The sequence below is a fragment of the Halopseudomonas sp. genome (genome assembly GCF_047631575.1).
Classification (GTDB): Bacteria; Pseudomonadota; Gammaproteobacteria; order Pseudomonadales; family Pseudomonadaceae; genus Halopseudomonas.
Genome location: NZ_JBLIAB010000002.1, coordinates 278,909 through 301,547, shown reverse-complemented (window position 1 = coordinate 301,547; position 22,639 = coordinate 278,909). Strand labels below are relative to the sequence as shown.

Sequence of the window (22,639 nt, the reverse complement as noted above, 5' to 3'; positions counted from 1 at the left end):
TGAGCCTCAGCGAAGCGCTGAACATATAATCGATTCAGTGTAACATGCGAATCCGAACTGCTATTCAACGGGCACGGCCCTTCAGGTAACCGGTACTCATGTTCAGACCTTTGCCATTTTTTATCGGTTTGCGCTATACGCGCGCCAAACGCCGTAATCATTTCATTTCGTTTATATCACTGATCTCGATGCTCGGCCTCACCTTGGGTGTGCTGGTGATGATACTCGTGCTCTCGGTGATGAACGGTTTCGACCGCGAGTTGCGCACGCGTATTCTCGGCATGGTTCCGCATGCCACGGTCAGCTCGCAACAACCGATCGATGACTGGCCAAGCCTGGCCCGTACCCTGCTTGAACATCCCGATGTGGAAGCGGTCGCACCCTTTGTCCAGTTGCAGGGGATGCTTACGCATGATGGCAGTGTAGCTCCTGTGCTGGTTAACGGCGTATTGCCGGAAGAAGAGCGTGAAGTCTCCATTGTCGACCAACATATGACCCGTGGCGCACTAAGTGATCTCAAGGATGGCGAGTTTGGCATCATCGTTGGTGAACAGATAGCCAGTCGGTTTGGTGTAGGTGTCGGCGACAAGCTGACTTTTGTGCTGCCGGAAGCATCCATAACTCCGGGCGGGGTTTTTCCTCGGCTCAAACGTTTTCATGTCGTGGGTACATTTAAAGTCGGTGCTGAACTTGACGGTTCCCTTGCGTTGATTCATGCCGGCGACGCAGCCCGTCTTTCCCGTTGGCAGCCAGGTCAGGTTCAAGGGCTGCGGGTCAGGTTGGGCGATTTGTTTCAAGCACCTCGGGTAGCCTGGGAACTGGCTTCGTTGTTGCCGGGTGACTACTACGCCCAGGACTGGACACGTACCCATGGCAATTTATTCGCTGCGATCCGCATGGAAAAAACCATGATCGGTTTATTACTGTTGCTGATCGTTGCCGTAGCTGCCTTCAATATTATTTCTACACTGGTGATGGTAGTTACCGACAAGAAATCCGATATAGCTATCTTGCGCACGCTGGGTGCTTCGCCTGGCACCATCATGGGCATCTTCATGGTCCAGGGGTCTGTTATCGGTGTAGTGGGCACGCTAATGGGTTGTATTCTCGGGGTGCTGGCGGCTTTGAATGTCTCTGCGATGGTCGCAGGCCTAGAGCAGCTATTCGGTGTGCAGTTTCTAAGCTCCGATGTGTATTTCATCAGCTATTTGCCCTCTGAGCTGATCTGGGGTGACGTGGTGTTGATCTGCACGGCCGCTTTGGGCATGAGCTTCATGGCTACCTTGTATCCGGCCTGGAGCGCTTCGCGCACCGAGCCCGCGGAGGCTTTGCGTTATGACTGAGATAGTTCTCGAATGCCGGAACCTGAGTATGGAATATGCTATTGGTCCGCAGCGTTTGCGTGTGCTTGATAGCATCAATATGCAACTGGTGGCCGGTGAGCGGATCGCTATTGTCGGCAGTTCGGGGTCCGGCAAGACAACGCTGCTCAACCTGCTGGGTGGGTTGGACACGCCGACCGAGGGAGAAGTCTGGTTGGCGGGGCGGCAAATATCGGCTTTGCGTGAATCTGAACGGGGCAAGTTACGTAACAGCGGGTTGGGATTTGTTTATCAGTTTCATCACCTGCTGGCCGAGTTCAGCGCGCTGGAAAACGTATGCATGCCACTGCTGATTGGCAATACGCCGGTGGCTGAGGCGCGGCGCCGCGGTGAACAGATGCTTGAGCGGGTGGGGTTGGCTCAGCGCGTTGGCCACAAGCCAGGTGAGTTATCCGGTGGCGAGCGCCAGCGTGTAGCGATTGCCCGGGCGCTGATTAACGAGCCAGCCTGTGTCTTGTTGGATGAACCCACGGGTAATCTGGATCAGCACACCGCGCGCAGTATTCAGCAGCTTATGCTGGAACTGAGTCAGAGTCTGAATACAGCCTTTATGGTGGTAACGCATGATATGGCTCTGGCTTCCCAGATGGATCGAATCCTCACTTTGACCGAAGGGCACCTGGCAGCGATGCACACGTAGGGATCAGTTTTGCCTACGACGTCTCAGTTTGCGCTTTTGCCAGTTGCGCCCGACCCATATTCGCCAATACAACATGGTACCGGCATAGCCTGCTATGCCGGTTATTGCGCCGAGTAGTACCGAACCGAGCATTAGCGGCTGCCAGATGTGATGGATTTCGTTCATTAACCAACCCATCGAGAACTCCATCGGCATGATGCGCTCTGAGGCACCCATCAGCAGGGTACCAAACTTGTACTCGGCAAAAAAAATCATTGGCATGGTGACGGGGTTGGTCAGCCATACCAGGCCGACCGAAATCGGCAGATTGGCGCGCGCTGGTACGGCGATGCTGGCGGAGATAAGCATCTGCATGGGTAACGGTAATAACGCCACAAAGAGCCCGATTGCCATCGCCCGTGCAACACTGTGACGGTTGAGATGCCACAGATTGGGGTCGTGCAGCATGCTACCCATAAAGCGCAGCGATTTGGTTTGCTTGATGCGTTCTGGGCTGGGCATGTGACGTTTCAGGAACCGACGTGGCATTTCGGAATAGTGGCCAGAGAAATGTCTTTCGATTATGCATGGAATGTCAGGCGTAGACTACTGCTTGGCGGCAATGGAAGGAGGTACAGTGGATGTATCCCGCTCGTTACACCTGATCCGCTTTCTACCGGCGTTGCTTCTCGGTCTGCTTAGCCCTCTGGTGTTTGTTCAACTGCCACCTGTGTGGTTCATTGTTTGTGGGAGTCTGTTGGCGATCTGGCTTTGGGGTCGTGGCGCACGGTTGCGTCTGTTGGCGGTGCTGCTCGCAGGTCTGGTGTGGTCACTGTCGGCTCATCATTTGGCATTACAGGATCGTTTGCCTTCGGCGCTCGACCAGGAGACGCTGTTTATAGAAGGTCGAATAACCGGGCTACCGGAAGCGACTGCCACCGGCTGGCGCTTCCAGTTGTCCGACGCGAGGGTAGTCGACACGGGAGTAAAGTTGCCGTTCATGCGCGCACATTGGTTTGCCGGTGAGCCGGTGATAACGGGCGAACATTGGCAGTTCGAAGCGCGACTGCGCCGACCTCGCGGCATGTCCAATCCCGGTGCTTTTGATTACGAGGCCTGGCTCTACGCCCAAAAGATCGGTGCACTGGCGAGTATTCGCAGCGGTCGACGCATCGATAGCCAGTCGTCTGTTGGCATTAACGACATACGCAGCCATGTGCGTGGTCGATTACTGAGCAGCTTGGAGCATGAGCCGGGCAGGGAACGTCTGCTGGCATTGGTTGTGGGCGATCGTAGTGTGTTGAGTCGCGAAGACTGGAGCACGCTCCAGGCGACGGGTACCAGCCATCTCATGGTTATATCCGGACTGCATGTTGGTTTGCTTGCTGCGGCTGTATTTAGCTTGGTCACGCTGGCCGGACGTCTTGGATTGCTGCGACTTCCGTTTCCGCGAGTTTGGCTCGCGGCCCCGTTGGCGATTCTGGCGGCTGCCATTTATGCAGCTTTGGCCGGCTTTGCCGTACCTACCCAGCGAGCGCTGCTGATGGTGACGCTGGTCTTGTTCGCGCGTTTGCTTTATCGCCAACCCGGGCCCTGGTTTTTCTGGTTATCAGCTCTGTGTCTGGTTGTCATGCTCGATCCCGCTGCGCCTCTGTTAGCCGGGTTCTGGTTGTCGTTCATGGCTGTCGGATTGTTGATATTCGGGATGGCTGGCAGGTTGCGGCAAAGTGGCCTCTGGTGGCGCTGGGGTAGGTCGCAATGGGTCATATTCATTGGTCTCTGGCCGTGGTTATTGTTGTGGGGGATGCCTGGCAGCCTGATAGCGCCGGCGATTAATATACTGGCCATACCCTGGGTCAGTTTGCTGGTAGTGCCTGCTGCGCTACTGGGGACGTTGCTTGAGCTTATTGCGGGGGTGCCCTGGCTGTTGTGGGGTGCAGCTGAGGCGCTGAACATGTTGTTTCGAGCACTTGATTGGGCGGCGCAATGGCATTTTCCGAGCTATCTTGCCTTTCCTGGCTGGTTGAACTGGGGGCTAGGCCTGACCGGCATTCTGGCCTTTTTGAGTCCTCTGGCTCGATTGCTTTGGGTGCCTGCTCTTGCCTGTTTGCCTGTCCTGCTAGCGTCGCCCCAGCCAAGGCCGGATGAAGGTGAGTTCTGGGTTACTGTTTTTGATGTGGGTCAGGGACTGTCTGTGCTGGTACAGACCCGTGAACACGCACTTCTGTATGATTCGGGCGCGCGTCTTTCCAGTGGTTTTGATCTTGGCGAGGCAGTGGTGCACCCGGCTCTGGTTACCCTGGGCGTGCCTCGGCTGGATGTGCTGTTACTGAGTCATGCCGACAATGACCATGCCGGGGGCGCTCAGGCTATTGTCCGGCATATGCCGGTGGATCGCGTGATTGCCGGTCAGCAGGAGGATCAGCAGCCCTCGCTGCATGCGATTGCATGCCGACCAGGAGAAACATGGAGTTGGAATGGCGTCAAGTTCAACATTGTTTACAGCGCCCCACACCCGGCGCCCGCTAACGAACGCTCTTGCGTGCTGCGGGTTTCCAGCGGAGAGAGCGGGGTTTTGCTGACCGGCGATATCGGCATCCGGGGCGAGTATCAGATGTTGGGGCGGGAGCTGTCCGCCGATCTGTTGTTGGCGCCCCATCACGGCAGTCGCACATCATCTTCTTACGCGTTTGTGCGTGCGGTTGAGCCGAGATGGGTTGTGTTCAGCGCCGGCCATAACAACAGATTCAATCATCCGCATCCAAATGTTGTAGCACGCTACCGGGAATTGGCGGTGGAACCTGTTTATACTAGCCTCGCCGGCGCACTGCGCTTCACCTTTGACGGGCATGCTGGCGGCCAGCAGAAATGGGGCTGGCGGGATAGCACCAGGCGTTTCTGGCATGAATAACAAGAGCTCGCAGGGAGCAGTTGGCCCTGTGCTAGAGTATGCAGACATTTGGGGAGGGATCGCTTGTGTGGGAATTGATCAGTGCAGGCGGCTGGCTGATGCTGCCGATAGTATTGTCTTCGGTTATTGCCGCTGCCATCGTTATTGAACGCCTGTGGGCACTGCGTAGCAGTCGCGTGGCGCCGCCCGCACTGCTAGGCCAGGTCTGGCAATGGGTGCGCGATAAGCAGCTTGATACCGCGCGGCTGAAAAGTATACGTGGGGACTCACCGCTGGGTGAAATCATGGCGGCAGGATTGAGTAACTCAAAGCATGGCCGCGAGATCATGAAAGAGAGCATTCAGGAAGCTGCCGGAAAAGTCATTCATGAGCTCGAGCGCTATCTGAATACGCTGGGAACGATCGCTGCGATCACTCCCTTGCTTGGTTTGCTCGGCACGGTCATTGGCATGATTGATGTGTTCAGCGCCATCATGATTCAAGGTACAGGTAACACCGGTGTTCTTGCCGGAGGCATCTCCAAGGCATTGATTACCACCGCAGCAGGCTTGACGGTGGCGATTCCAGCACTTTTTTTTCATCGTTTTTTTGTCCGGCGGGTCGATGAGCTGGTCGTCGCTATGGAGCAGGAGGCAACCAAATTGGTGGAGGTGATGCAGGGTAATCGTGAGGTTGAAGGGCCGTTTACTCCAGCTGCAGTTAAAGAGCCTGTTTCCCAGGTTGGTAGTACCCGCAAGGGAGTCAGGAAGTGAACTTCAGGCGGCAAAGACAGGAAGAGGCGAGTGTCAATCTCACGCCCCTGATCGATGTGGTATTTCTGCTCCTTATTTTTTTTATGGTTTCGACCACATTTACCCGTGAAACTCAGCTTAAGCTCGACTTGCCGGAAGCTGCATCGGGTGAGCAGGTAGATTTACGGGAAGAGAAGCAGATTGAAATGACCATTTCGGCTAACGGCGACATCGCGATCAATGACAAAGCGCTTATTGCCCCTAGTTTCACTACGCTGAAGCTTGCGCTCAAGCGTGAGTCGGCGGGCGATCTTGCATTGCCGCTGATTATCACTGCCGATGCGCAAACGCCGCATCAATCGGTGATCATGGCGATGGATGCCGCTGGTCAACTGGGCTTTACTCGTCTGCGGCTCACGACGACGCAACTGGAGGCGGGCGAGGACCAGTGAAGGGTTTCTCCCTAGAGCAGTTCATGCTGCGCGCCTGGTACGGTCAGCAGCGCTGGCTGGTCTTGCTCAGGCCTCTTTCTTCGTTATACAGCTATGTGGTTACGCGCCGTCGCCGCCGTTATCTAGCAGACGCCTCGCGTGTATGGCAGTCGCCCGTACCACTGATAGTGGTCGGTAATATTACCCTGGGTGGCACCGGTAAAACGCCAATGTGCATCTGGTTGATTGATTACTTTCGCAACCAAGGGCTGCGCCCCGGTTTGATCAGTCGCGGTTATGGTGCCGTACCACCCTCAACGCCGTGGTTGATTGATCCCGCGCGCGACAATCCGTTTCAGGCAGGTGATGAACCCTTGTTGATCGCTAGTCGCTGTGGCGTGCCGGTCGTCATCGACCCCGACCGTCCTCGCGCGGCGCGGCATCTTCTGGCCAGTGCTGAAGTCGATGTAATTATCAGCGACGATGGCTTGCAGCATTACGCTCTTGGGCGTGATCTGGAGATACTGATGGTCGATGCAGTGCGAGAGCTGGGTAATCGGCGCTGTCTGCCCGAAGGCCCGCTGCGTGAGCCTGTAAGCAGAGCTAAGGCGGTGGATTTTTTTGTACGCAACGGTGCGCCAGCAGATAGCGAATTGGGTTTCGGGATGATCCTGGAGCCGGTGGCGCTGGTTAATCTGTGCAGCGGTGAACGTATTGCGCCCCAGGATTGGGAAGGGAGTCGCCTGGCTAACGCTGTGGCTGGTATCGGTAATCCGGAACGTTTCTTTAACACGCTTGAGCGCTTATCTTTCCAGCTTAAACGACATGCTTATACTGATCACGCTGAGTATCATGCCGACAGTTTTGCTGCCTGCGACCCGCACAAGCCCCTGATCATGACCGAGAAAGACGCGATAAAGTGTGCGAGTTTTGCTCGGTCCAATTGGTGGTATCTGAGTATAGAGGCGTCCCTGAGTGACGCCTTCATTGTAGCGTTGCAGTCCCGGCTCGACCGCGTGTGTCTGCGCGAGATCTGAGCCGCCCACGTATTTGTTTTCTTTCAGGAGTTGTTCGATGGATTCCAAACTGCTTGATATTCTGGCCTGCCCCGTCTGCAAGGGCCCGCTGTCACAGAATACCGACAAGACTGAGCTATGGTGCCGGGTCGATGGCCTGGCCTATCCGATTCGTGATGGGATTCCGGTGATGCTGGAAAGCGAGGCTCGCGCACTGGATGCAGACGAGAGGCTGGATACCTGATTATGTTTCACGTCATCATTCCAGCCCGCTATGCATCGACCCGTCTGCCGGGAAAACCCTTGCTTGATATTGGCGGCAAACCAATGATCCAACATGTCTGGGAGCAGGCGCAGAAAAGCCACGCGTTGAGTGTGACAGTCGCCACCGACGATGTGCGCATTGCCGATGCTTGTGCTGGGTTTGGCGCGCAAGTAGTAATGACCCGAACGGATCATCCATCGGGTACCGACCGATTACAGGAAGTTGTGACGCAGTTGGGGCTCGACGCCGAGGATTGTGTGGTAAACGTCCAGGGTGACGAGCCGATGATTCCGCCGGCCTTGATTGATCAGGTGGCAGGGAATCTGATCGCCCATCCTCAGGCAAGTATTGCCACACTATCCGAACTTCTGACGGATCCTGAAGCGGTATTTAATCCAAATGTGGTGAAGCTGGTGACCGATCATGAGGGCTATGCATTGTATTTCAGTCGAGCTCCAATTCCATGGTGCCGCGATGCTTTCGCGATCGACCACAACACGATTCCACAGGGCATGGTCTTTCGGCGCCATATCGGGTTATACGCTTACAAAGTGAGCTTTCTTCATGACTATGTCCAATGGCCAGCTAGTTCGCTTGAGGCTGCCGAGTCTCTGGAGCAGCTGCGCGCACTATGGTTTGGCTGCAAAATCCAGGTAGCCGATGCTTGCGAAGTGCCTGCTGCTGGTATTGATACTCAGGCCGACCTGGAGCGGGTGCGGACCATGCTGGCTGAACACTGATGTTGTGCGTGCGCGAACACGCCAATCTGCGTGGCTATAACTCTCTTGGCATAAGCGAAGAGGCTGCGTTACTGGTTGAAGTCTCCAGTGAAGCCCAGTTGGGTGACGCTTTGAGTATGGCCCACGAGAAATCCTGGCCGATTACGGTTCTCGGTGGAGGTAGCAATGTCGTGGTTGCCGGCCCGCTATCTGGCCTAGTCATCGCCATGCGAAGTCGGGGTAGAAAGGTGCTTGCACGGGGTGCGGAAGGAGTACTGATCGAAGGTGAGGCTGGCGAGAACTGGCACGATCTGGTGAACTGGACGCTGGATCTGGGACTGGGTGGTCTGGAGAATCTGTCGCTGATCCCCGGCACGCTGGGGGCCGCTCCAGTGCAGAATATCGGTGCATACGGCGTCGAGCTGCAGGACGTATTCCATAGCCTGGATGCGCTTGACCGTACCACTGGGCGGATCCGGCAGTTTGATCGCTCTGAGTGCCGATTTGCCTATCGCGATTCAATATTCAAGCAGGTTCCAGGACGCTATATCATCCTGCGCGTGCGGATGTTGTTACGCCATTACTATTCGATTCGAGTTGATTATGCGCCGCTGGACAGCGCCTGGGAAGCAACGGGTTTGCACCGTCCGAACGCAAGAGTCGTAGCTGAACTGGTATGCCAGATCCGTCGTTCGAAACTGCCCGATCCAGCGGAGCTGGGCAATGCGGGTAGCTTTTTCAAGAATCCCCTGGTTGATTCCAGTCAACTCGAATATCTCAAAGCCCGATACCCGAAGATCCCGCATTATCAGCAATCTGATGGGCGTTATAAAGTCGCAGCAGGTTGGCTCATCGAACAAGCTGGATGGAAGGGCATGCGGGAGGGGAATGTGGGTGTCCATGTCCAACAGGCTTTGGTGTTGGTGAATTATGGGGGAGCCCGCGGCGACGATATTTTGCGACTGGCCGAGCGTATCATTGAAGATGTACAGCGTAACTTCGGATTGCATCTGGAAATGGAGCCGCAGCGGCTGGGGTAAGTTCGGGCCGATTTCAACTCACAAAAAAAGGGGGATGCATTAGCATCCCCCTTTTTATTTACCCAGCCTGTTCAGGGCTTGGGCTCTTCCTCTTGTTGCTGGCGCAGATCATGCGTATCAGGGTGGTCTTGATCACCCGTAGCATCCGACGAGGCAGGCGAATCAGCCGTATCGATCGGCAGATCAGCTTGCGTTTGTTGAGTCGTGACAGTGCGGTCGATTGTGTCAGCCGAGGCCTGCTCAACGATGGCTTCCGGTGAGGACTCTTCGATCGTATTGTCAGCTACAGGCTGTTGAGCGACAGGATCTACGACTGCTTTCGGGTGCCCAGGCAAAGATGTAACGTCCTGAACCGGTGTTGCTGCCTCGATCTGCTCGCTTGCTGCCTGCTGTTCAGCCAAGTGCTTAGCCGCCTGCTGGCGTCGACGAATTTCCCGCGGATCATTATAGGCACGACCGTTTTCGGTAGTTGGCATTGCTGGCTCAACGGGCTTCTCTGGTTCAGGTTGAACCTCGGCTTGCTCAGATTGCGCGCTAACGGTCTCTTCCGGAGCGGGTGCAGGCGTTGCTGGCTCCGTATGAATGACTACTTCGGGCTGCTCAGGCACATCAGAAGCAGCGGCAGTGATGGTCATTACCGGCTGGTGTGCTTCTGTGCTGACAGGTTCAACGACATCGGCTTGCGCATCGATGACAGTCGCTGTCGGTTCGGCCGCAGCAGGCGCGTCCTGTGCAGGAGTAATAGTCTCTTCAACGGGTGCCTCTTCAAGCGCCTTGGGTTGAGACTGACTAAATGCCTGAACTGCATCCTCTATTGAGGTTTCCAGTTCGGCAGCAGCCTGCTTAAGGCCTGCTTCGACCGATTCGGTTACATCGCTCAGACTGGCGCTTCGCTCCTGTATTGGCTCATCGACTTGGGCTACAGAGGCAGCGGCAGTAGCGGCGATCGCGACGGCTGTGTCCTGTACCGTTGACGGCTGTTCTGCATTTGCTGGCTCTGAGTTAGCAGCGTCTGACGCAGCGCTTTCCTCACTCTCAGTGGCTACGGCTCCCTCTTCCTGATTGACTCGAGTACGACGGTTGTTGCGACGGCGCTGACTGTTACGTGATCGGCGCTTGGGACGATCACCCTCGGTACCTTCTTCGGCGGTATCTGTGATCGATTGATCATCAGAAAGCGCTACTTGCTCTTCTTCGACTGGCTTTGCTTCACTGCGGCGCAGACGACGTTCTGCTGGCGCCTCAGCAATACTTTGATCCTGATTCTCTCCATTGATAGCCTGTTTTGCTTCAGTGGGTGTATCCGGAGTGCCACGACGCCGACGCCGGGTGGGGGTTTCGCCGGACTTGGTCTCGGTAGCAACCGGGGTTTCGCGTTTCTCGGTGGGTGTTGGTGCCGGTGCTTCAGTCCGTGGCGTCTGGGCTTTGCGCTCGGGACGCTCACTGCGTTCTGTGCGTGGACGTCGACCACGGCCACCACGGCGGTCATCATCGCGTTTGCTATCACGTGAATCCGACTTATTTGTAGTCGTTGATGCGGGCTTTGCGGGCGCCTCACGAGATTGCTCTTGCTCGGTAGCGAACAGGCTCACCAATGATTTAATCAATCCCTTGAATAATCCAGGCTGCGAATCATGGATTGCTTTGGTCGTGGCTATTGGTGCGGCGGCTGCAGGGGTCGGAGCCGGGCGTGAGGGCGCCAGCGTTTTGACTGCTGCTTCCTGACGTACGATCGCCTTAGTCTGGCTGACCGGCGTCGGCTCTTCGGCAACGATCTCGCTGCTCATGGTGTAACTGGTTTCACCATTGAGAACAGCTTCGTGATCATCACGCAGGCGCTGTACTTCAAAATGCGGCGTTTGCATGTGTTCACTGGGCAGAATAAGCAGGCGTACCTTGGTGCGCTCTTCGGTCTTGGCCAGTGCTTCACGCTTCTCGTTGAGCAGGAAGGTAGCAACTGCGATCGGCACGTGTGCACGGACCTCAGCTGTGCGCTCCTTGAGCGCTTCTTCCTCGATCAGACGCAGCACGGAAAGCGACAGTGATTCCACATCACGGATGGTGCCGCGACCATTACAGCGCGGGCACACGATGCCACTGGTTTCACCCAGTGATGGACGCAGACGCTGGCGGGACATTTCCAGCAAACCAAAGCGCGAGATGCGACCTACCTGAACCCGGGCGCGGTCAGCTTCTAGACTTTCCTTGACGCGCTCTTCGACGGCGCGCTGGTTCTTGGCAGGTGACATGTCGATGAAGTCAATCACGATAAGGCCGCCGATGTCACGCAGGCGCAACTGACGTGCGATTTCTTCGGCTGCTTCAAGATTGGTCTGAAGGGCTGTTTCTTCGATATCGGCGCCTTTGGTGGCGCGCGAAGAGTTGATGTCTACTGATACCAGGGCTTCGGTGTGATCGATGACGATGGAGCCACCGGAAGGCAGTTTTACTTCGCGCTCGAAAGCGGTCTCGATCTGGCTTTCGATCTGGAATCGATTGAATAGCGGTACGGTGTCTTCGTACAGTTTAACCTTACTGGCATACTGCGGCATGACCTGGCTGATGAAGCTCAGTGCTTCTTCTTTGACGGTCTCGCTATCGATCAGTACTTCGCCGATATCCTGACGCAGATAGTCGCGGATGGCGCGAATGATGACGTTGCTTTCCTGGTAGATCAGAAATGGGGAAGGGCGCTCCTCGGATGCGCCTTTGATCGCGGTCCAGAGTTGCAGCAGATAATCAAGATCCCATTGCAGCTCTTCAGCACTGCGGCCCAGGCCGGCGGTGCGCACGATCATGCCCATGTCGGCAGGCACGTTCAGGCTGTTAATAGCTTCGCGCAAATCGTTACGTTCTTCACCTTCGATGCGGCGAGAAATACCACCGGCGCGGGGATTGTTTGGCATTAATACTAGGTAGCGGCCAGCCAGGCTGATGAAGGTAGTAAGTGCCGCGCCTTTATTGCCGCGTTCTTCCTTATCGACTTGGACGATGACTTCCTGTCCTTCGCGCAATACTTCCTTGATATTAACGCGGCCTTCAGGCTGCTTGGAAAAGTATTCGCGGGATATTTCCTTTAGCGGCAGAAAGCCGTGGCGATCAGAACCAAAATCGACGAACGCGGCTTCTAGGCTGGGTTCGACGCGGGTGATCTTGCCTTTATAGATATTGGCTTTCTTCTGCTCTCGGGCTCCGGATTCAATGTCCAGATCGTACAGGCGCTGGCCATCTACCAGGGCGACTCGCAACTCTTCGGGTTGAGTTGCGTTGATCAGCATTCTTTTCATGAAGTACCGTTGTGTTTCCAGTGCTACCCGGACTACACAATGATGGCACCTGCGACTCGTATGTCAGGTGTCAGGGGTGTTTCTGCTTGGGCCAACCTTGCCCTTGTTCAGATTTCATGTCGCTGCCCTCAGGCGGCGCAATACAGTCTGTATACGGCGAGTACAGATAAACCGTTTCGGGCAATTCTTGAAAAGACCTGTGTGACCATGTCACAACAGCGCCAGACGCCTGACCCACGCAATTGACTGCATGCTGAGGGTCGCGTTTGAGGTCACCGGTGACCTTGTCATCGCGGGGCCTGCTCAAAAATTACCTTCGGGAGGAATCAGCCGGACTGGGAACGGGGACATATTGCTGGGCAACTGTCAGCGCTCGTCACATGATCCTGAAGCTGTGCATCTCCACCTGACACTTACCCATCTTGATCGGGTGCCGCTCATCGTTTTGCTGGGAGCGGGTTAATATTCTGGCTGCCACCTGGCAACCAGCGTGTCGATCAACAAGATATACCGGCCGACTGTGTAATAAAAGCGCCTGGCATGACCTTGTATGTCGTTGTTTCTGGGGGCTGCGCGATTATAAAGCGCCTGCTGTTTCCCCGGCTGCTAGTTACGCAACTTCAGCAAATATAACAGCATTTTTTAAGTGCTTCAATTGCAGGAAAAAATGTATCATGCGCGGATGACCGAAAGTACACCTTCTCCCGCCCCAAGCGTCCAGTTTGACCTGATTGCCGAAGACCAGGCTGGGCAACGCATCGACAATTATCTGATCACTCGTCTCAAAGGTGCGCCGCGCACGCTGGTATACCGGATTTTGCGCAAAGGCGAGGTACGCGTAAATAAAGGACGCGTGAAACCCGATTACCGGCTGCAGGCCGGGGACAGCATCCGAATTCCGCCAGTACGGCTGCCTGAGCCCGATGAGCCGGTTCTGGTGGGTCAGGGCATTCTGCAGGCGCTTGAGAGTAATATCCTTTACGAAGACAAAGCGCTTATCGTCATCAACAAGCCTGCGGGACTGGCCGTGCATGGTGGTAGCGGTTTGAATTTTGGCGTGATCGAAGCGATGCGTCAGCTGCGTCCCGATGTCCCGCAGATGGAGCTGGTGCATCGCCTGGACCGGGATACCTCCGGATGTTTGATGATCGCCAAGAAGCGCAGCATGCTTCGACACCTGCACGCTGCCTTGCGTGGCACGGGTGTTCGCAAGTGCTATCTGGCGCTGGTAAAAGGTCATTGGCCGGCGACTATTCGCAAGGTGCATGCGCCATTACAGAAAAATAACCTGCGCTCTGGAGAACGGATGGTGGAGGTCAACGCCGAAGGCAAGGAATCGCTGACCGAATTCAGCGTTGTCCAGCGGTTTGGCGATATGGCTACGCTCGTCGAGGCTCGGCCTATAACGGGTCGGACGCATCAAATCAGAGTACATGCCCGGCACGCTGGTCATGTTATTGCGGGTGATCCGAAATACGGCAGTGATGAGTTTTCTCAGCAAATAAAGGAACTCGGCGGGAAACGACTGTTCCTGCATGCCGCATCACTGCATGTAGAGCTGCCTGATGGTACTCAGCTCGACGTCGTTGCAGAGCCAGGCCGGATGTGGGACGACACGCTGCGCAGACTTGCCCATGTCTGAACTTAAAACACTTATATTTGATTGGGATGGTACTTTGTGCGATTCCATCACTCATATCGTGGAGGCTATGCACGGCGCTGCCAAGCTGATGGGCCTGGCAGCATCGTCTGATCAGGCGGTACGCGATATTATTGGTCTGGGCTTGCCGGAGGCGATAGCTACTCTGTTTCCTGATATAGATGAGCCTGGGTTTGTCGAGAATCTGCGCACACTTTACAGCGAGCAGTATCTGACGCTTGAGCAGCAGCCTGCCAGCCTGTTTCCCGGCGTAATCGAGACGCTCGATACTTTTCGTTCTGCGGGCTTCAAGCTGGCTGTCGCAACCGGTAAGAGTCGCAGGGGGCTGGATCGGGTCCTGGCAACTCATGGGCTGATTGATTTTTTTGATATGACCCGCTGCGCGGATGAGACGCTTAGCAAGCCGCATCCGAGGATGTTGGAAGAAATTCTCAATCGGCTGGAAACGCCGGCCAGTTGTGCATTGATGCTGGGTGATAGCGAGTTTGATATACGTATGGCTCACGGCGCCCGCGTGCGGGCTGTAGCTGCTAGCTATGGGGCGCAGTCCCGGGCGCATTTATTGCAAAGCCGTCCAGAGCATTGTATTGATGCTTTCGTCGAATTTCAGGGTTGGATTTTGCCTTCATCAGGTGCTGCGCAGCAGCAAAGGATAGATAATGTCATCGGATAAATGGACCGAGGGGTCTTTGCTCGGTAGCGAGCAAGCTCAGAAAGACGCGGATAATGGAAAGGCATGGGCGCTGATTGAGAGGACTATGCTTGCTTCGATCCAGGAGCAGCGCCGGGCACGTCGGTGGGGTATATTTTTCAAGATTTTAGTGTTTGTCTACCTGTTTGGTGCTATTGCGCTGTTTTCGCCATTGCTGTCCGTCGGTGCGAGTGCCTCGCTTGAACCGCATACAGCCGTCATCGAGCTACGCGGGCCAATCGCCGATCAGCAAGAAGCCAGTGCAGATAATCTGATTACCAGCCTGCGTGAGGCCTTCGAAAATGAAGGCACTCGTGCCGTTGTCCTGCGAATCAACAGCCCGGGGGGTAGTCCGGTGCAGTCTGGTTATGTGTACGATGAAATTGTCCGTTTGCGCGGTCTTTACCCGGATACCAAGCTGTATGCGGTAATTACGGATCTGGGTGCGTCGGGCGCCTATTATATAGCGGCCGCCGCAGACGAGATTTACGCCGACAAGGCGAGTTTGGTCGGTTCGATCGGTGTGACTGCCGCCAGCTTCGGTTTTGTCGAGACGCTCGACAAGTTGGGCGTGGAGAGGCGGATATATGCATCCGGCGAGCACAAGACCTTTCTTGATCCGTTTCAGCCAGAAAAACCCGAAGAGGTTGAGTTCTGGCAGGGTGTGCTGAGTACGGTGCATCAGCAGTTCATTGATCAGGTCAAGGCGGGGCGGGGCGATCGTCTTAAGGAGCATCCGGGTATGTTCAGCGGCCTGATCTGGTCGGGTGAGCAGGCGCTTGATCTGGGATTGATCGACGGTTTTGCCAGTACCTCAGAGGTAGCCCGGGATATCGTCGGAGCCGAAGAATTGGTTGATTTTACACACCATGAATCAGCCTTCGAGCGTTTTGCACGGCAGATAGGTGCGAGCATGGGTAGTACGTTGGCTACGCATATCGGCTTGAGTGCACCCTTGCTGCGTTAATCTTCTCAGGGCAGGGTGATGCCCTCCCGAACAAGCATGTCGCACAGCCTGATCAGGGGTAACCCTATCAGGCTGTTGGGGTCCTCTCCGCGCAATGCATGAAACAGCGTGATGCCTAGACCTTCGGCTTTGAAGCTGCCTGCACAGTCATAGGGCTTTTCGTGTAGCAAGTAGCGCTCAATTTGTTCATCGGTTAGATCCCTGAAGACCACTTCGAATGGTTCTACTGCCACCTGATAGCGTCCGCTATGGCTGTTGAGCAGGCACAAAGCAGTGAAAAATTGCACTGTGTTACCGCTCGTGCTGCGCAATTGTGCGAACGCGGCGGCATGATCTCCGGGTTTGCTGACTGGATGGCCGTTGAGCATCAATACCTGATCTGAGCCGATAATCAGGTGATTTGACCAGGTGGTTGCCAGCGCTTGTGCCTTGGCCAGGGCGAGGCGCTGGGTAAGGTCCACTGCGTTCTCCCCATAGAGCGGTGTTTCGTCTGTATCTGGTGCGACACATGAGAAGGGAAGTCCCAGGCGTTTGAGCAATTCCCGGCGGTAAGGGGATCCGGAGGCGAGTACCAATGGCAGCATGTGAGGTTCCTGTAGGTTGAAAAATTCCCTTCCATCTTAGTGGGTGTCGCCGGTGCAGGTGAAATTATGCAAATAGTTTTGACAGCGCGGCGCGTGACCCCTAGAATTGCGCGCTTATGTCTGGACCCATACCCGCACACATAGAGCCGCGCAAGCTGGTTGACCGTGAAATTGTTCTGGAAGGAACGGTGGCAGCGGCCAAAATGCCCAGATTGAGCGCGCTATTGAACGCCCCGGCTGGGGACGTTCAGGTCAAGCTCGCTTTCGCACGGGACGAGCAGGGTATACCTACCCTGCACGGGCACTACCAGGCTGAGGTTGCGTTGATTTGTCAGCGTTGTCTCGAGCAGGTCGTGGTACCGCTCGATAGTCAGTGTGACGTGGGTTTTGTCGCAAGTGACGAGGCAGCGAAGAATCTGCCGAAGCACTACGAACCGGTTATTGTGGATGATGAACCCCTGGATCTGCACGCGCTGATCGAGGATGAGCTGTTACTGGCTTTGCCAACAGTTCCAATGCATCCAATGGAAACATGCGAGCATCCGTCGGGCTATCGTCCCGCCCCGGCGGCCGCTGAGGAGCCGGCTGAAAAGCCCAACCCCTTCAGTGTGCTGGCATCGTTAAAACGTGATACCTGAAAAGCTTAGGAGCTTATCGTCATGGCAGTACAGCAGAACAAAAAGTCTCGTTCAGCACGCGGCATGCGTCGTTCACACGATGCATTGACCTCAGCGGCCCTGTCCGTAGACAGCACCACCGGTGAGACTCATCTTCGCCACCATGTGACTCCCGATGGCTTCTATCGCGGTCGTCAGATTGTCAACAAGGATAGCGAAGAGTAAGTCTTGTCCACGTCAATTCGCCTTGCGATTGATGTGATGGGCGGGGACTTCGGTCCCCGTTGCATTATCCCTGCGGTAGCCCGCAGTCTTTTGCAGATTCCCGATCTGCACGTCCTTCTGGTCGGTGATACTGAGCAGATAAAATCTTTATGCAAGAAGCACAAGCTTCCTTCTGCACGTATTCGATGTATCCCCACTTCTCAGACGATACTCGCCGACGATTCGCCTTCCAGCGTTCTTCGTGGAAAACACGACGCTTCCATGCGCGTGGCCATCGAGCAGGTGCGCGACGGTCAAGCTGATGGGTGCCTGAGCGCGGGGAATACGGGCGCTTTAATGGTCTTGTCGCGCTCGATCCTTGGTACGCTCGATTCGATTGAAAGGCCCGCGATCATGGCTGCTCTCCCGGTTGCCGGAAAAATCTGTTATCTACTAGACATTGGTGCAAACGTCGACTGCACCGCTGTTCAGCTCTTTCAGTTTGCGCTGATGGGGTCGGAGGCTGTAAGTGAACTATCGGGGCTGAAGCAGCCGCGCGTTGGGTTGCTTAATATTGGTAGCGAGGTCAACAAGGGCAGTCAGCGAGTGCGCGAGGCGGGGGAGTTGCTGCGTCAAAGTGAGGCACTGAACTACGTCGGCAATGTAGAAGGTGACGGACTGTTCCGCGGTGTGGCCGATGTCGTTGTTTGCGATGGATTTGTTGGCAACGTTGTGCTCAAGGCGAGTGAAGGCCTTGCCAGCTATTTACAGTCCGAACTGCGCCAAGCGCTGACAGGCACCCTGTTGTTGCGCTGCCTGGCGCCGATGTTGCGTATGGTGCTGCAACCGATGATTAGGCGGCATAATCCGGGCTGTTACAATGGAGCTAGCTTGCTGGGTTTAAAGGGTGTGGTGGTGAAAAGCCACGGCGGTGCCGATGAGGATGCGTTTGTGGCGGCAATCGTTCGTGCAGCCCAGGCCAGCCGGAGTAATCTCCCCCAGCGTATAGCCCGACGGCTTGAAGCGCTTGGCGCTATCAGTCAGTCACCATGACACGCGACACTAAGTGACCTGCAGTGTTTTGTGGTCATCCAAACAATAAACGAGGAATACGGAATGTCTCAAACCCTTGCATTTGTTTTTCCCGGCCAGGGCTCACAGGCGGTTGGTATGTTGGCTGGTCTTGCTGATGAGCATAGCCTCATTTCTGATACCTTTGCCGAAGCATCCGGCATTCTTGGTTACGACCTTTGGGCTTTGTGCCAGCAGGGGCCGGAAGCCGATCTGAACCGAACCGACAGGACGCAGCCAGCCATCCTTGCTGCATCGATTGCTTTGTGGCGTGTTTGGTGCGCGGACAACGCGGTCCGGCCTGGGTTCGTAGCAGGCCACAGTCTAGGTGAATATTCCGCGTTGGTTGCCGCTAACGTGATTAGCTTCGCGGATGCGTTGCGGTTGGTCGAGCGTCGAGGGCAGTTAATGCAGCAGGCGGTGCCTGAGGGGCAGGGTGGCATGGCTGCGATCCTAGGGCTGGTAGATGCGCAGATAATCGATATTTGTGCTCAGGCCGCCGAAGGTGAAGTGGTTAGTGCCGTGAATTTCAATGCCCCCGGTCAGGTAGTGATTGCTGGCCAGGCCAGTGCTGTCCGGCGCGCCATTGAACAGTGCAAGGCAGCGGGTGCCAAGCGCGCCATCGCCTTGCCGGTCAGCGTGCCATCCCATTGTGCGTTGATGAAGCCCGCAGCAGAGCAGCTGAGCACCGATCTGGACGCTCTGAAGTGGCAATCTCCGGCGATAACGCTGGTCCAGAACGTCTCTGCTCGTCCCGCTCCCGATCTGGGTAGCCTGCGCAAGCAATTGGTTGAGCAGCTCTACAACCCTGTGCGCTGGGTAGAAAGTATCGAGTGGATGGCGGAGCATGGCGTAACGGATCTGGTGGAGTGCGGTCCAGGGCGCGTGCTTTCTGGTTTGAACAAGCGTTGTGTGAAAGGCATAAACACCTACAATTTAGACTCGGCAGACGGCTTTGCCGCTGTTCGTGATGTGTTAACGCAAGGAGCCTGAATATGAGTATTGACGGGAAAGTAGCACTGGTAACCGGTGCCAGTCGGGGGATCGGCCAGGCGATTGCCCATGCTTTGGCGGCAAAGGGAGCGATAGTCATCGGTACGGCCACCAGTGATGCCGGTGCCGCAGCAATAGGTGAGAAACTCGCGGCAGCTGGTTACGCAGGTACTGGTATGAAGCTGGATGTTCGTGACCTTGAATCTGTGGCTGAGGTAATCGAGCGAATTAAAAAAGAGTTTTCTGCGCCGGCAATACTGGTTAACAATGCAGGCATTACCAGTGACAATTTGCTCATGCGAATGAAGGATGATGAATGGGAAGACGTGGTTGGTACCAACCTCGGTTCTGTCTATCGTCTGTCCAAAGCGGTGCTAAGGGGCATGACCAAGGCTCGTTGGGGGCGTATCATTAACATCAGTTCGGTGGTCGCGGGTATGGGTAATGCCGGGCAATCGAACTACGCTGCGTCTAAGGCTGGCATGGAAGGCTTTACTCGCGCTCTGGCGCGCGAAGTAGGCTCCAGGTCAATTACCGTAAATGCAGTAGCGCCGGGCTTTATCGATACGGACATGACCAAGGCCTTGAATGATGGGCAGCGGTCGGCCATGCTCGAACAGATTCCCCTCGGACGCCTGGGACAGGCTGATGAAATTGCTTCTGTAGTCGAGTTTTTGGCTGGTGAGTCTGCTGGGTATATTACTGGCGCAGTTATTCCGGTGAATGGCGGCATGTTTATGAGCTAAGCCGTAACCCCTCTGGCGCGGGCTTTTTAGCCGGTCTGGTCAGAACAATTTTACGCGGTGGGGGCCTCATGGCCTTGACCTCTTTGAGATAGAAACGATTCATGCTTGAAATGACGTAAATTGTTTCTATAAACTACGTGCAGTCCGGCTTTCCGGAACTGCAACCAGGAGTGAGAACAAGGTATGAGTACCATCGAAGAACGCGTCAAGAAAATCGTTGCCGAGCAGCTCGGCGTCAAAGAAGAAGAAGTGACCAACAGCGCTTCTTTTGTTGAAGACCTTGGCGCTGACTCGCTTGATACCGTTGAGCTGGTCATGGCTCTCGAGGAAGAATTCGAGACCGAGATTCCGGATGAAGATGCCGAGAAGATCACCACCGTTCAGGAAGCTATTGACTACGTGAACTCGCACCCGAAGTAATCACGCAGTCTGCTGAATGAACACAAAAAGGCCGCAGTTCGGATTCGAACTGCGGCCTTTTTGCGTCTCTGGCACCTGGCTAGCCCGTTTACTTGGGTCACTGATATTGCCCAAGCATCTATTTATGCGGACAATACCTCTCGACTGCCGTCGGACAGGTAATCTATCGGCATCCCTGAGAGTTGAATAAGGAGCATCCTGTGTCGCGCAGACGCGTCGTGGTAACTGGCCTTGGCATGTTGACCCCCCTGGGTAACACGGTGGATAGCAGTTGGCAGGCAGCCCTAGCGGGCAACAGTGGAATTGGCCCAATCGAGCATATGGACGTCAGTGCCTTTGGTACACGCTTTGGTGGTTCTATTCGAAATTTCGATATCGAGCCCTACATGACGGCGAAAGAGGCGCGCAAGCTCGACCTGTTTATTCAGTACGGTATTGCTGCTTGCATTCAGGCGCTCACAGATTCCGGTCTGGAGGTCACTGATGCCAACCGTGACCGTATTGGTGTCTCCATGGGCTCGGGTATCGGTGGTTTGACTAATATCGAAAAGAATTATGAGCTGCTCCTGGCCAGTGGACCTCGGCGCATTTCTCCATTTTTCGTGCCCGGTTCGATCATTAATATGGTGGCTGGTTATTTCTCGATACAGTACGGTCTGCAAGGGCCCAACTATGCATTGACGACGGCTTGCACTACCGGCACGCACAGCATTGGCATGGCTGCTCGCAATATTGCCTATGGCGAGGCAGACGTCATGATCACGGGTGGTTCCGAGATGGCCACCAGCGGACTGGGGCTTGGCGGGTTCAGTGCGGCCCGGGCCCTGTCCACCCGGAATGACGACCCGACTGCAGCAAGCCGGCCCTGGGATCGGGATCGGGATGGGTTTGTGCTTTCAGACGGTTCCGGGGCCCTTGTGCTTGAGGAGTACGAACACGCTAAAGCGCGTGGTGCGACCCTGTATGCAGAGCTGATCGGTTTCGGTATGAGTGGTGATGCGTACCACATGACAGCCCCCCCGGAGGATGGACGCGGTGGTGCCAAGTGCATGATCAACGCGTTGCGTGACGCCGGGGTGGAGCCCTCTCAGGTAGGTTATATAAACGCTCATGGAACCTCGACCTCCGCCGGCGATCTCGCCGAGACCAGCGCTGTGAAGACGGTTTTTGCCGATCACGCAAAAAAATTGGCTATCAGTTCGACCAAGTCCATGACAGGTCATCTTTTAGGTGCTGCTGGTGCGGTTGAGGCCATTTTCAGTATCCTGGCACTGCGTGATCAAGTGGCACCACCGACCATCAACCTGGATAACCCTGATGAGGGTTGTGATCTGAACTACGTGGCCCATGAAGCTCAGGCCCGCCAGCTCGACGTGGTCGTTTCCAACTCGTTCGGCTTTGGTGGGACCAACGGTAGCTTGGTGTTTCGTCGTCTCTGATGGTGGACTCTTCTTTCGACAATGCATCCGCACTGGAATGCCTGGTTGATGGCCAGCCTGCTGTCACTCTCTCGGTATTGGACCGGGGATTGTCTTACGGAGATGGGGTGTTCGAAACCCTACGGGTAGCCCAGGGGCATATTGGGCTACTCGAATACCATATGGCTCGCTTGCGTCGTGGGCTCTGCGCACTGCGGTTGACGGTAGACCTCGTTGAGATCACGAGCGAATTGAATGCGGTCGCCCAGCGACTACGCAATGGTATTATCAAATTGACGTTGACGCGCGGTACAGGACCGCGCGGCTATGCCATGCCAAATACGGCTCAGCCCACGCGAATTTGTCTGAGTCTTCCCCCTGCAGCTTACCCGGCTGAGCGGTTCAGCGCCGGGATCACGTTGTTTGAGTGCCAGACTCGCCTGGCGGTTCAACCCCTGCTCGCCGGTATCAAGCACCTGAACCGACTGGAGCAGGTGCTTGCCCGGAGCGAATGGACCGATCCGGCTTATGCTGAAGGGTTGGTCAGAGACATCGGAGGCGACGTGATCGAGTGCACCATGAGCAATCTGTTCATCCGCCACGATGGTCGCTGGATTACGCCGGATCTGAGCGGATGTGGTGTTCAGGGCGTCATGCGTGACTATCTGATTGACCGGTTGGGTGAATCCGGTCAGCCGGTCGTTGTTCGCTCAATCGATTACGCCACTGTGCTGCAGAGCACCGAAATCTTCTGCTGCAATAGCCTCTATGGCGTCTGGCCAATAGTTGGTCTTGCGGACATTAGCTGGCCCGTTGGCCCCCAAACACGCCATGCGCAAGCGCTTGCAGAACAGGTAATTAAGTGAA

General features: G+C 55.6%; 23 protein-coding genes. 20 read left to right on the top strand and 3 right to left on the bottom strand.

Translation table 11 applies throughout. From position 1 onward, the window contains the following. Nucleotides 1-98 precede the first annotated feature (98 nt). A complete protein-coding gene (locus ACJAXR_RS05440) occupies nucleotides 99-1,343 on the top strand; it encodes a lipoprotein-releasing ABC transporter permease subunit (RefSeq protein ID WP_415057234.1) in 1,245 nt (414 codons plus the stop codon). Beyond that, entirely contained in the window at nucleotides 1,336-2,022 is a 687-nt protein-coding gene (gene lolD / locus ACJAXR_RS05435) for a lipoprotein-releasing ABC transporter ATP-binding protein LolD (protein ID WP_415057233.1), read from the top strand. Before ACJAXR_RS05440 ends, lolD begins: the two co-directional genes overlap by 8 nt. A gap of 3 nt (nucleotides 2,023-2,025) precedes the next feature. On the opposite strand, the gene ACJAXR_RS05430 is transcribed toward lolD, so the two are convergent. Next, a complete protein-coding gene (locus ACJAXR_RS05430) occupies nucleotides 2,026-2,550 on the bottom strand; it encodes a DUF2062 domain-containing protein (protein WP_415057232.1) in 525 nt (174 codons plus the stop codon). Nucleotides 2,551-2,638: 88 nt separating this feature from the next. Here ACJAXR_RS05430 and ACJAXR_RS05425 point away from each other — a divergent pair, with 88 nt between their 5' ends. The 7 genes from ACJAXR_RS05425 (at nucleotide 2,639) to murB (ending at nucleotide 9,114) form a co-directional block, all read left to right on the top strand. Then, the gene (locus ACJAXR_RS05425) at nucleotides 2,639-4,912 is read left to right on the top strand and encodes a DNA internalization-related competence protein ComEC/Rec2 (protein ID WP_415057231.1); all 2,274 of its coding nucleotides are present in this window, start codon (nucleotides 2,639-2,641) and stop codon (nucleotides 4,910-4,912) included. A 65-nt stretch (nucleotides 4,913-4,977) separates the two neighbouring features. Next, nucleotides 4,978-5,664: a MotA/TolQ/ExbB proton channel family protein gene (locus ACJAXR_RS05420; protein WP_415057230.1), complete on the top strand. Its 687-nt coding sequence runs from the start codon at nucleotides 4,978-4,980 to the stop codon at nucleotides 5,662-5,664. Then, nucleotides 5,661-6,095, top strand: a complete 435-nt coding sequence (locus ACJAXR_RS05415) for an ExbD/TolR family protein (RefSeq protein WP_415057229.1) — start codon at nucleotides 5,661-5,663, stop codon at nucleotides 6,093-6,095. The genes ACJAXR_RS05420 and ACJAXR_RS05415 overlap by 4 nt, the downstream gene beginning before the upstream one ends. A gap of 23 nt (nucleotides 6,096-6,118) precedes the next feature. After that, nucleotides 6,119-7,111, top strand: coding sequence for a tetraacyldisaccharide 4'-kinase (gene lpxK, locus ACJAXR_RS05410; RefSeq protein WP_415057477.1), 993 nt, complete (start codon nucleotides 6,119-6,121; stop codon nucleotides 7,109-7,111). A gap of 37 nt (nucleotides 7,112-7,148) precedes the next feature. Further along, complete coding sequence (locus tag ACJAXR_RS05405) at nucleotides 7,149-7,334, top strand: Trm112 family protein (RefSeq protein ID WP_415057228.1); 186 nt, start codon at nucleotides 7,149-7,151, stop codon at nucleotides 7,332-7,334. Nucleotides 7,335-7,336: 2 nt separating this feature from the next. Further along, nucleotides 7,337-8,095, top strand: coding sequence for a 3-deoxy-manno-octulosonate cytidylyltransferase (gene kdsB, locus ACJAXR_RS05400; protein WP_415057227.1), 759 nt, complete (start codon nucleotides 7,337-7,339; stop codon nucleotides 8,093-8,095). Next, nucleotides 8,092-9,114, top strand: a complete 1,023-nt coding sequence (gene murB / locus ACJAXR_RS05395) for a UDP-N-acetylmuramate dehydrogenase (RefSeq protein WP_415057476.1) — start codon at nucleotides 8,092-8,094, stop codon at nucleotides 9,112-9,114. The genes kdsB and murB overlap by 4 nt, the downstream gene beginning before the upstream one ends. Before the next feature lie 71 nt (nucleotides 9,115-9,185). Here murB and rne read toward each other — a convergent pair whose 3' ends face one another. After that, a complete protein-coding gene (rne, locus tag ACJAXR_RS05390; RefSeq protein WP_415057226.1) occupies nucleotides 9,186-12,401 on the bottom strand; it encodes a ribonuclease E in 3,216 nt (1,071 codons plus the stop codon). Nucleotides 12,402-13,083: 682 nt separating this feature from the next. On the opposite strand from rne, the gene rluC reads away from it, so the two are divergent. Genes rluC through ACJAXR_RS05375 form a run of 3 tightly spaced genes read left to right on the top strand, consistent with a single transcriptional unit; the run spans nucleotide 13,084 to nucleotide 15,719 of the window. Beyond that, a complete protein-coding gene (gene rluC, locus ACJAXR_RS05385) occupies nucleotides 13,084-14,043 on the top strand; it encodes a 23S rRNA pseudouridine(955/2504/2580) synthase RluC (protein ID WP_415057225.1) in 960 nt (319 codons plus the stop codon). After that, nucleotides 14,036-14,734 carry an HAD-IA family hydrolase gene (locus ACJAXR_RS05380; RefSeq protein WP_415057224.1) on the top strand — a complete coding sequence of 233 codons (699 nt, stop codon included), beginning with the start codon at nucleotides 14,036-14,038 and terminating at the stop codon, nucleotides 14,732-14,734. The genes rluC and ACJAXR_RS05380 overlap by 8 nt, the downstream gene beginning before the upstream one ends. Further along, on the top strand, nucleotides 14,721-15,719 hold the full coding sequence (locus ACJAXR_RS05375; RefSeq protein WP_415057223.1) for a S49 family peptidase: 999 nt from the start codon (nucleotides 14,721-14,723) through the stop codon (nucleotides 15,717-15,719). Before ACJAXR_RS05380 ends, ACJAXR_RS05375 begins: the two co-directional genes overlap by 14 nt. A 5-nt stretch (nucleotides 15,720-15,724) precedes the next feature. On the opposite strand, the gene ACJAXR_RS05370 is transcribed toward ACJAXR_RS05375, so the two are convergent. Continuing rightward, on the bottom strand, nucleotides 15,725-16,303 hold the full coding sequence (locus ACJAXR_RS05370) for a Maf family protein (RefSeq protein WP_415057222.1): 579 nt from the start codon (nucleotides 16,301-16,303) through the stop codon (nucleotides 15,725-15,727). Between the two features lie 116 nt (nucleotides 16,304-16,419). On the opposite strand from ACJAXR_RS05370, the gene ACJAXR_RS05365 reads away from it, so the two are divergent. From ACJAXR_RS05365 to pabC, 8 genes are all read left to right on the top strand, one after another. Next, nucleotides 16,420-16,941, top strand: a complete 522-nt coding sequence (locus ACJAXR_RS05365) for a YceD family protein (protein ID WP_415057221.1) — start codon at nucleotides 16,420-16,422, stop codon at nucleotides 16,939-16,941. A gap of 21 nt (nucleotides 16,942-16,962) precedes the next feature. Beyond that, the gene (rpmF, locus tag ACJAXR_RS05360; protein ID WP_415057220.1) at nucleotides 16,963-17,145 is read left to right on the top strand and encodes a 50S ribosomal protein L32; all 183 of its coding nucleotides are present in this window, start codon (nucleotides 16,963-16,965) and stop codon (nucleotides 17,143-17,145) included. Between the two features lie 3 nt (nucleotides 17,146-17,148). Next, nucleotides 17,149-18,177, top strand: coding sequence for a phosphate acyltransferase PlsX (plsX, locus tag ACJAXR_RS05355; RefSeq protein WP_415057219.1), 1,029 nt, complete (start codon nucleotides 17,149-17,151; stop codon nucleotides 18,175-18,177). 63 nt (nucleotides 18,178-18,240) lie between these two features. After that, complete coding sequence (fabD, locus tag ACJAXR_RS05350) at nucleotides 18,241-19,188, top strand: ACP S-malonyltransferase (protein WP_415057218.1); 948 nt, start codon at nucleotides 18,241-18,243, stop codon at nucleotides 19,186-19,188. A 2-nt stretch (nucleotides 19,189-19,190) separates the two neighbouring features. Next, a complete protein-coding gene (gene fabG, locus ACJAXR_RS05345; RefSeq protein WP_415057217.1) occupies nucleotides 19,191-19,934 on the top strand; it encodes a 3-oxoacyl-ACP reductase FabG in 744 nt (247 codons plus the stop codon). A gap of 183 nt (nucleotides 19,935-20,117) precedes the next feature. Further along, nucleotides 20,118-20,354, top strand: coding sequence for an acyl carrier protein (acpP, locus tag ACJAXR_RS05340; protein ID WP_415057216.1), 237 nt, complete (start codon nucleotides 20,118-20,120; stop codon nucleotides 20,352-20,354). 200 nt (nucleotides 20,355-20,554) lie between these two features. Continuing rightward, nucleotides 20,555-21,793, top strand: a complete 1,239-nt coding sequence (gene fabF / locus ACJAXR_RS05335) for a beta-ketoacyl-ACP synthase II (RefSeq protein WP_415057215.1) — start codon at nucleotides 20,555-20,557, stop codon at nucleotides 21,791-21,793. Continuing rightward, entirely contained in the window at nucleotides 21,793-22,638 is an 846-nt protein-coding gene (gene pabC / locus ACJAXR_RS05330; RefSeq protein WP_415057214.1) for an aminodeoxychorismate lyase, read from the top strand. The genes fabF and pabC overlap by 1 nt, the downstream gene beginning before the upstream one ends. Nucleotide 22,639: the final 1 nt, after the last annotated feature.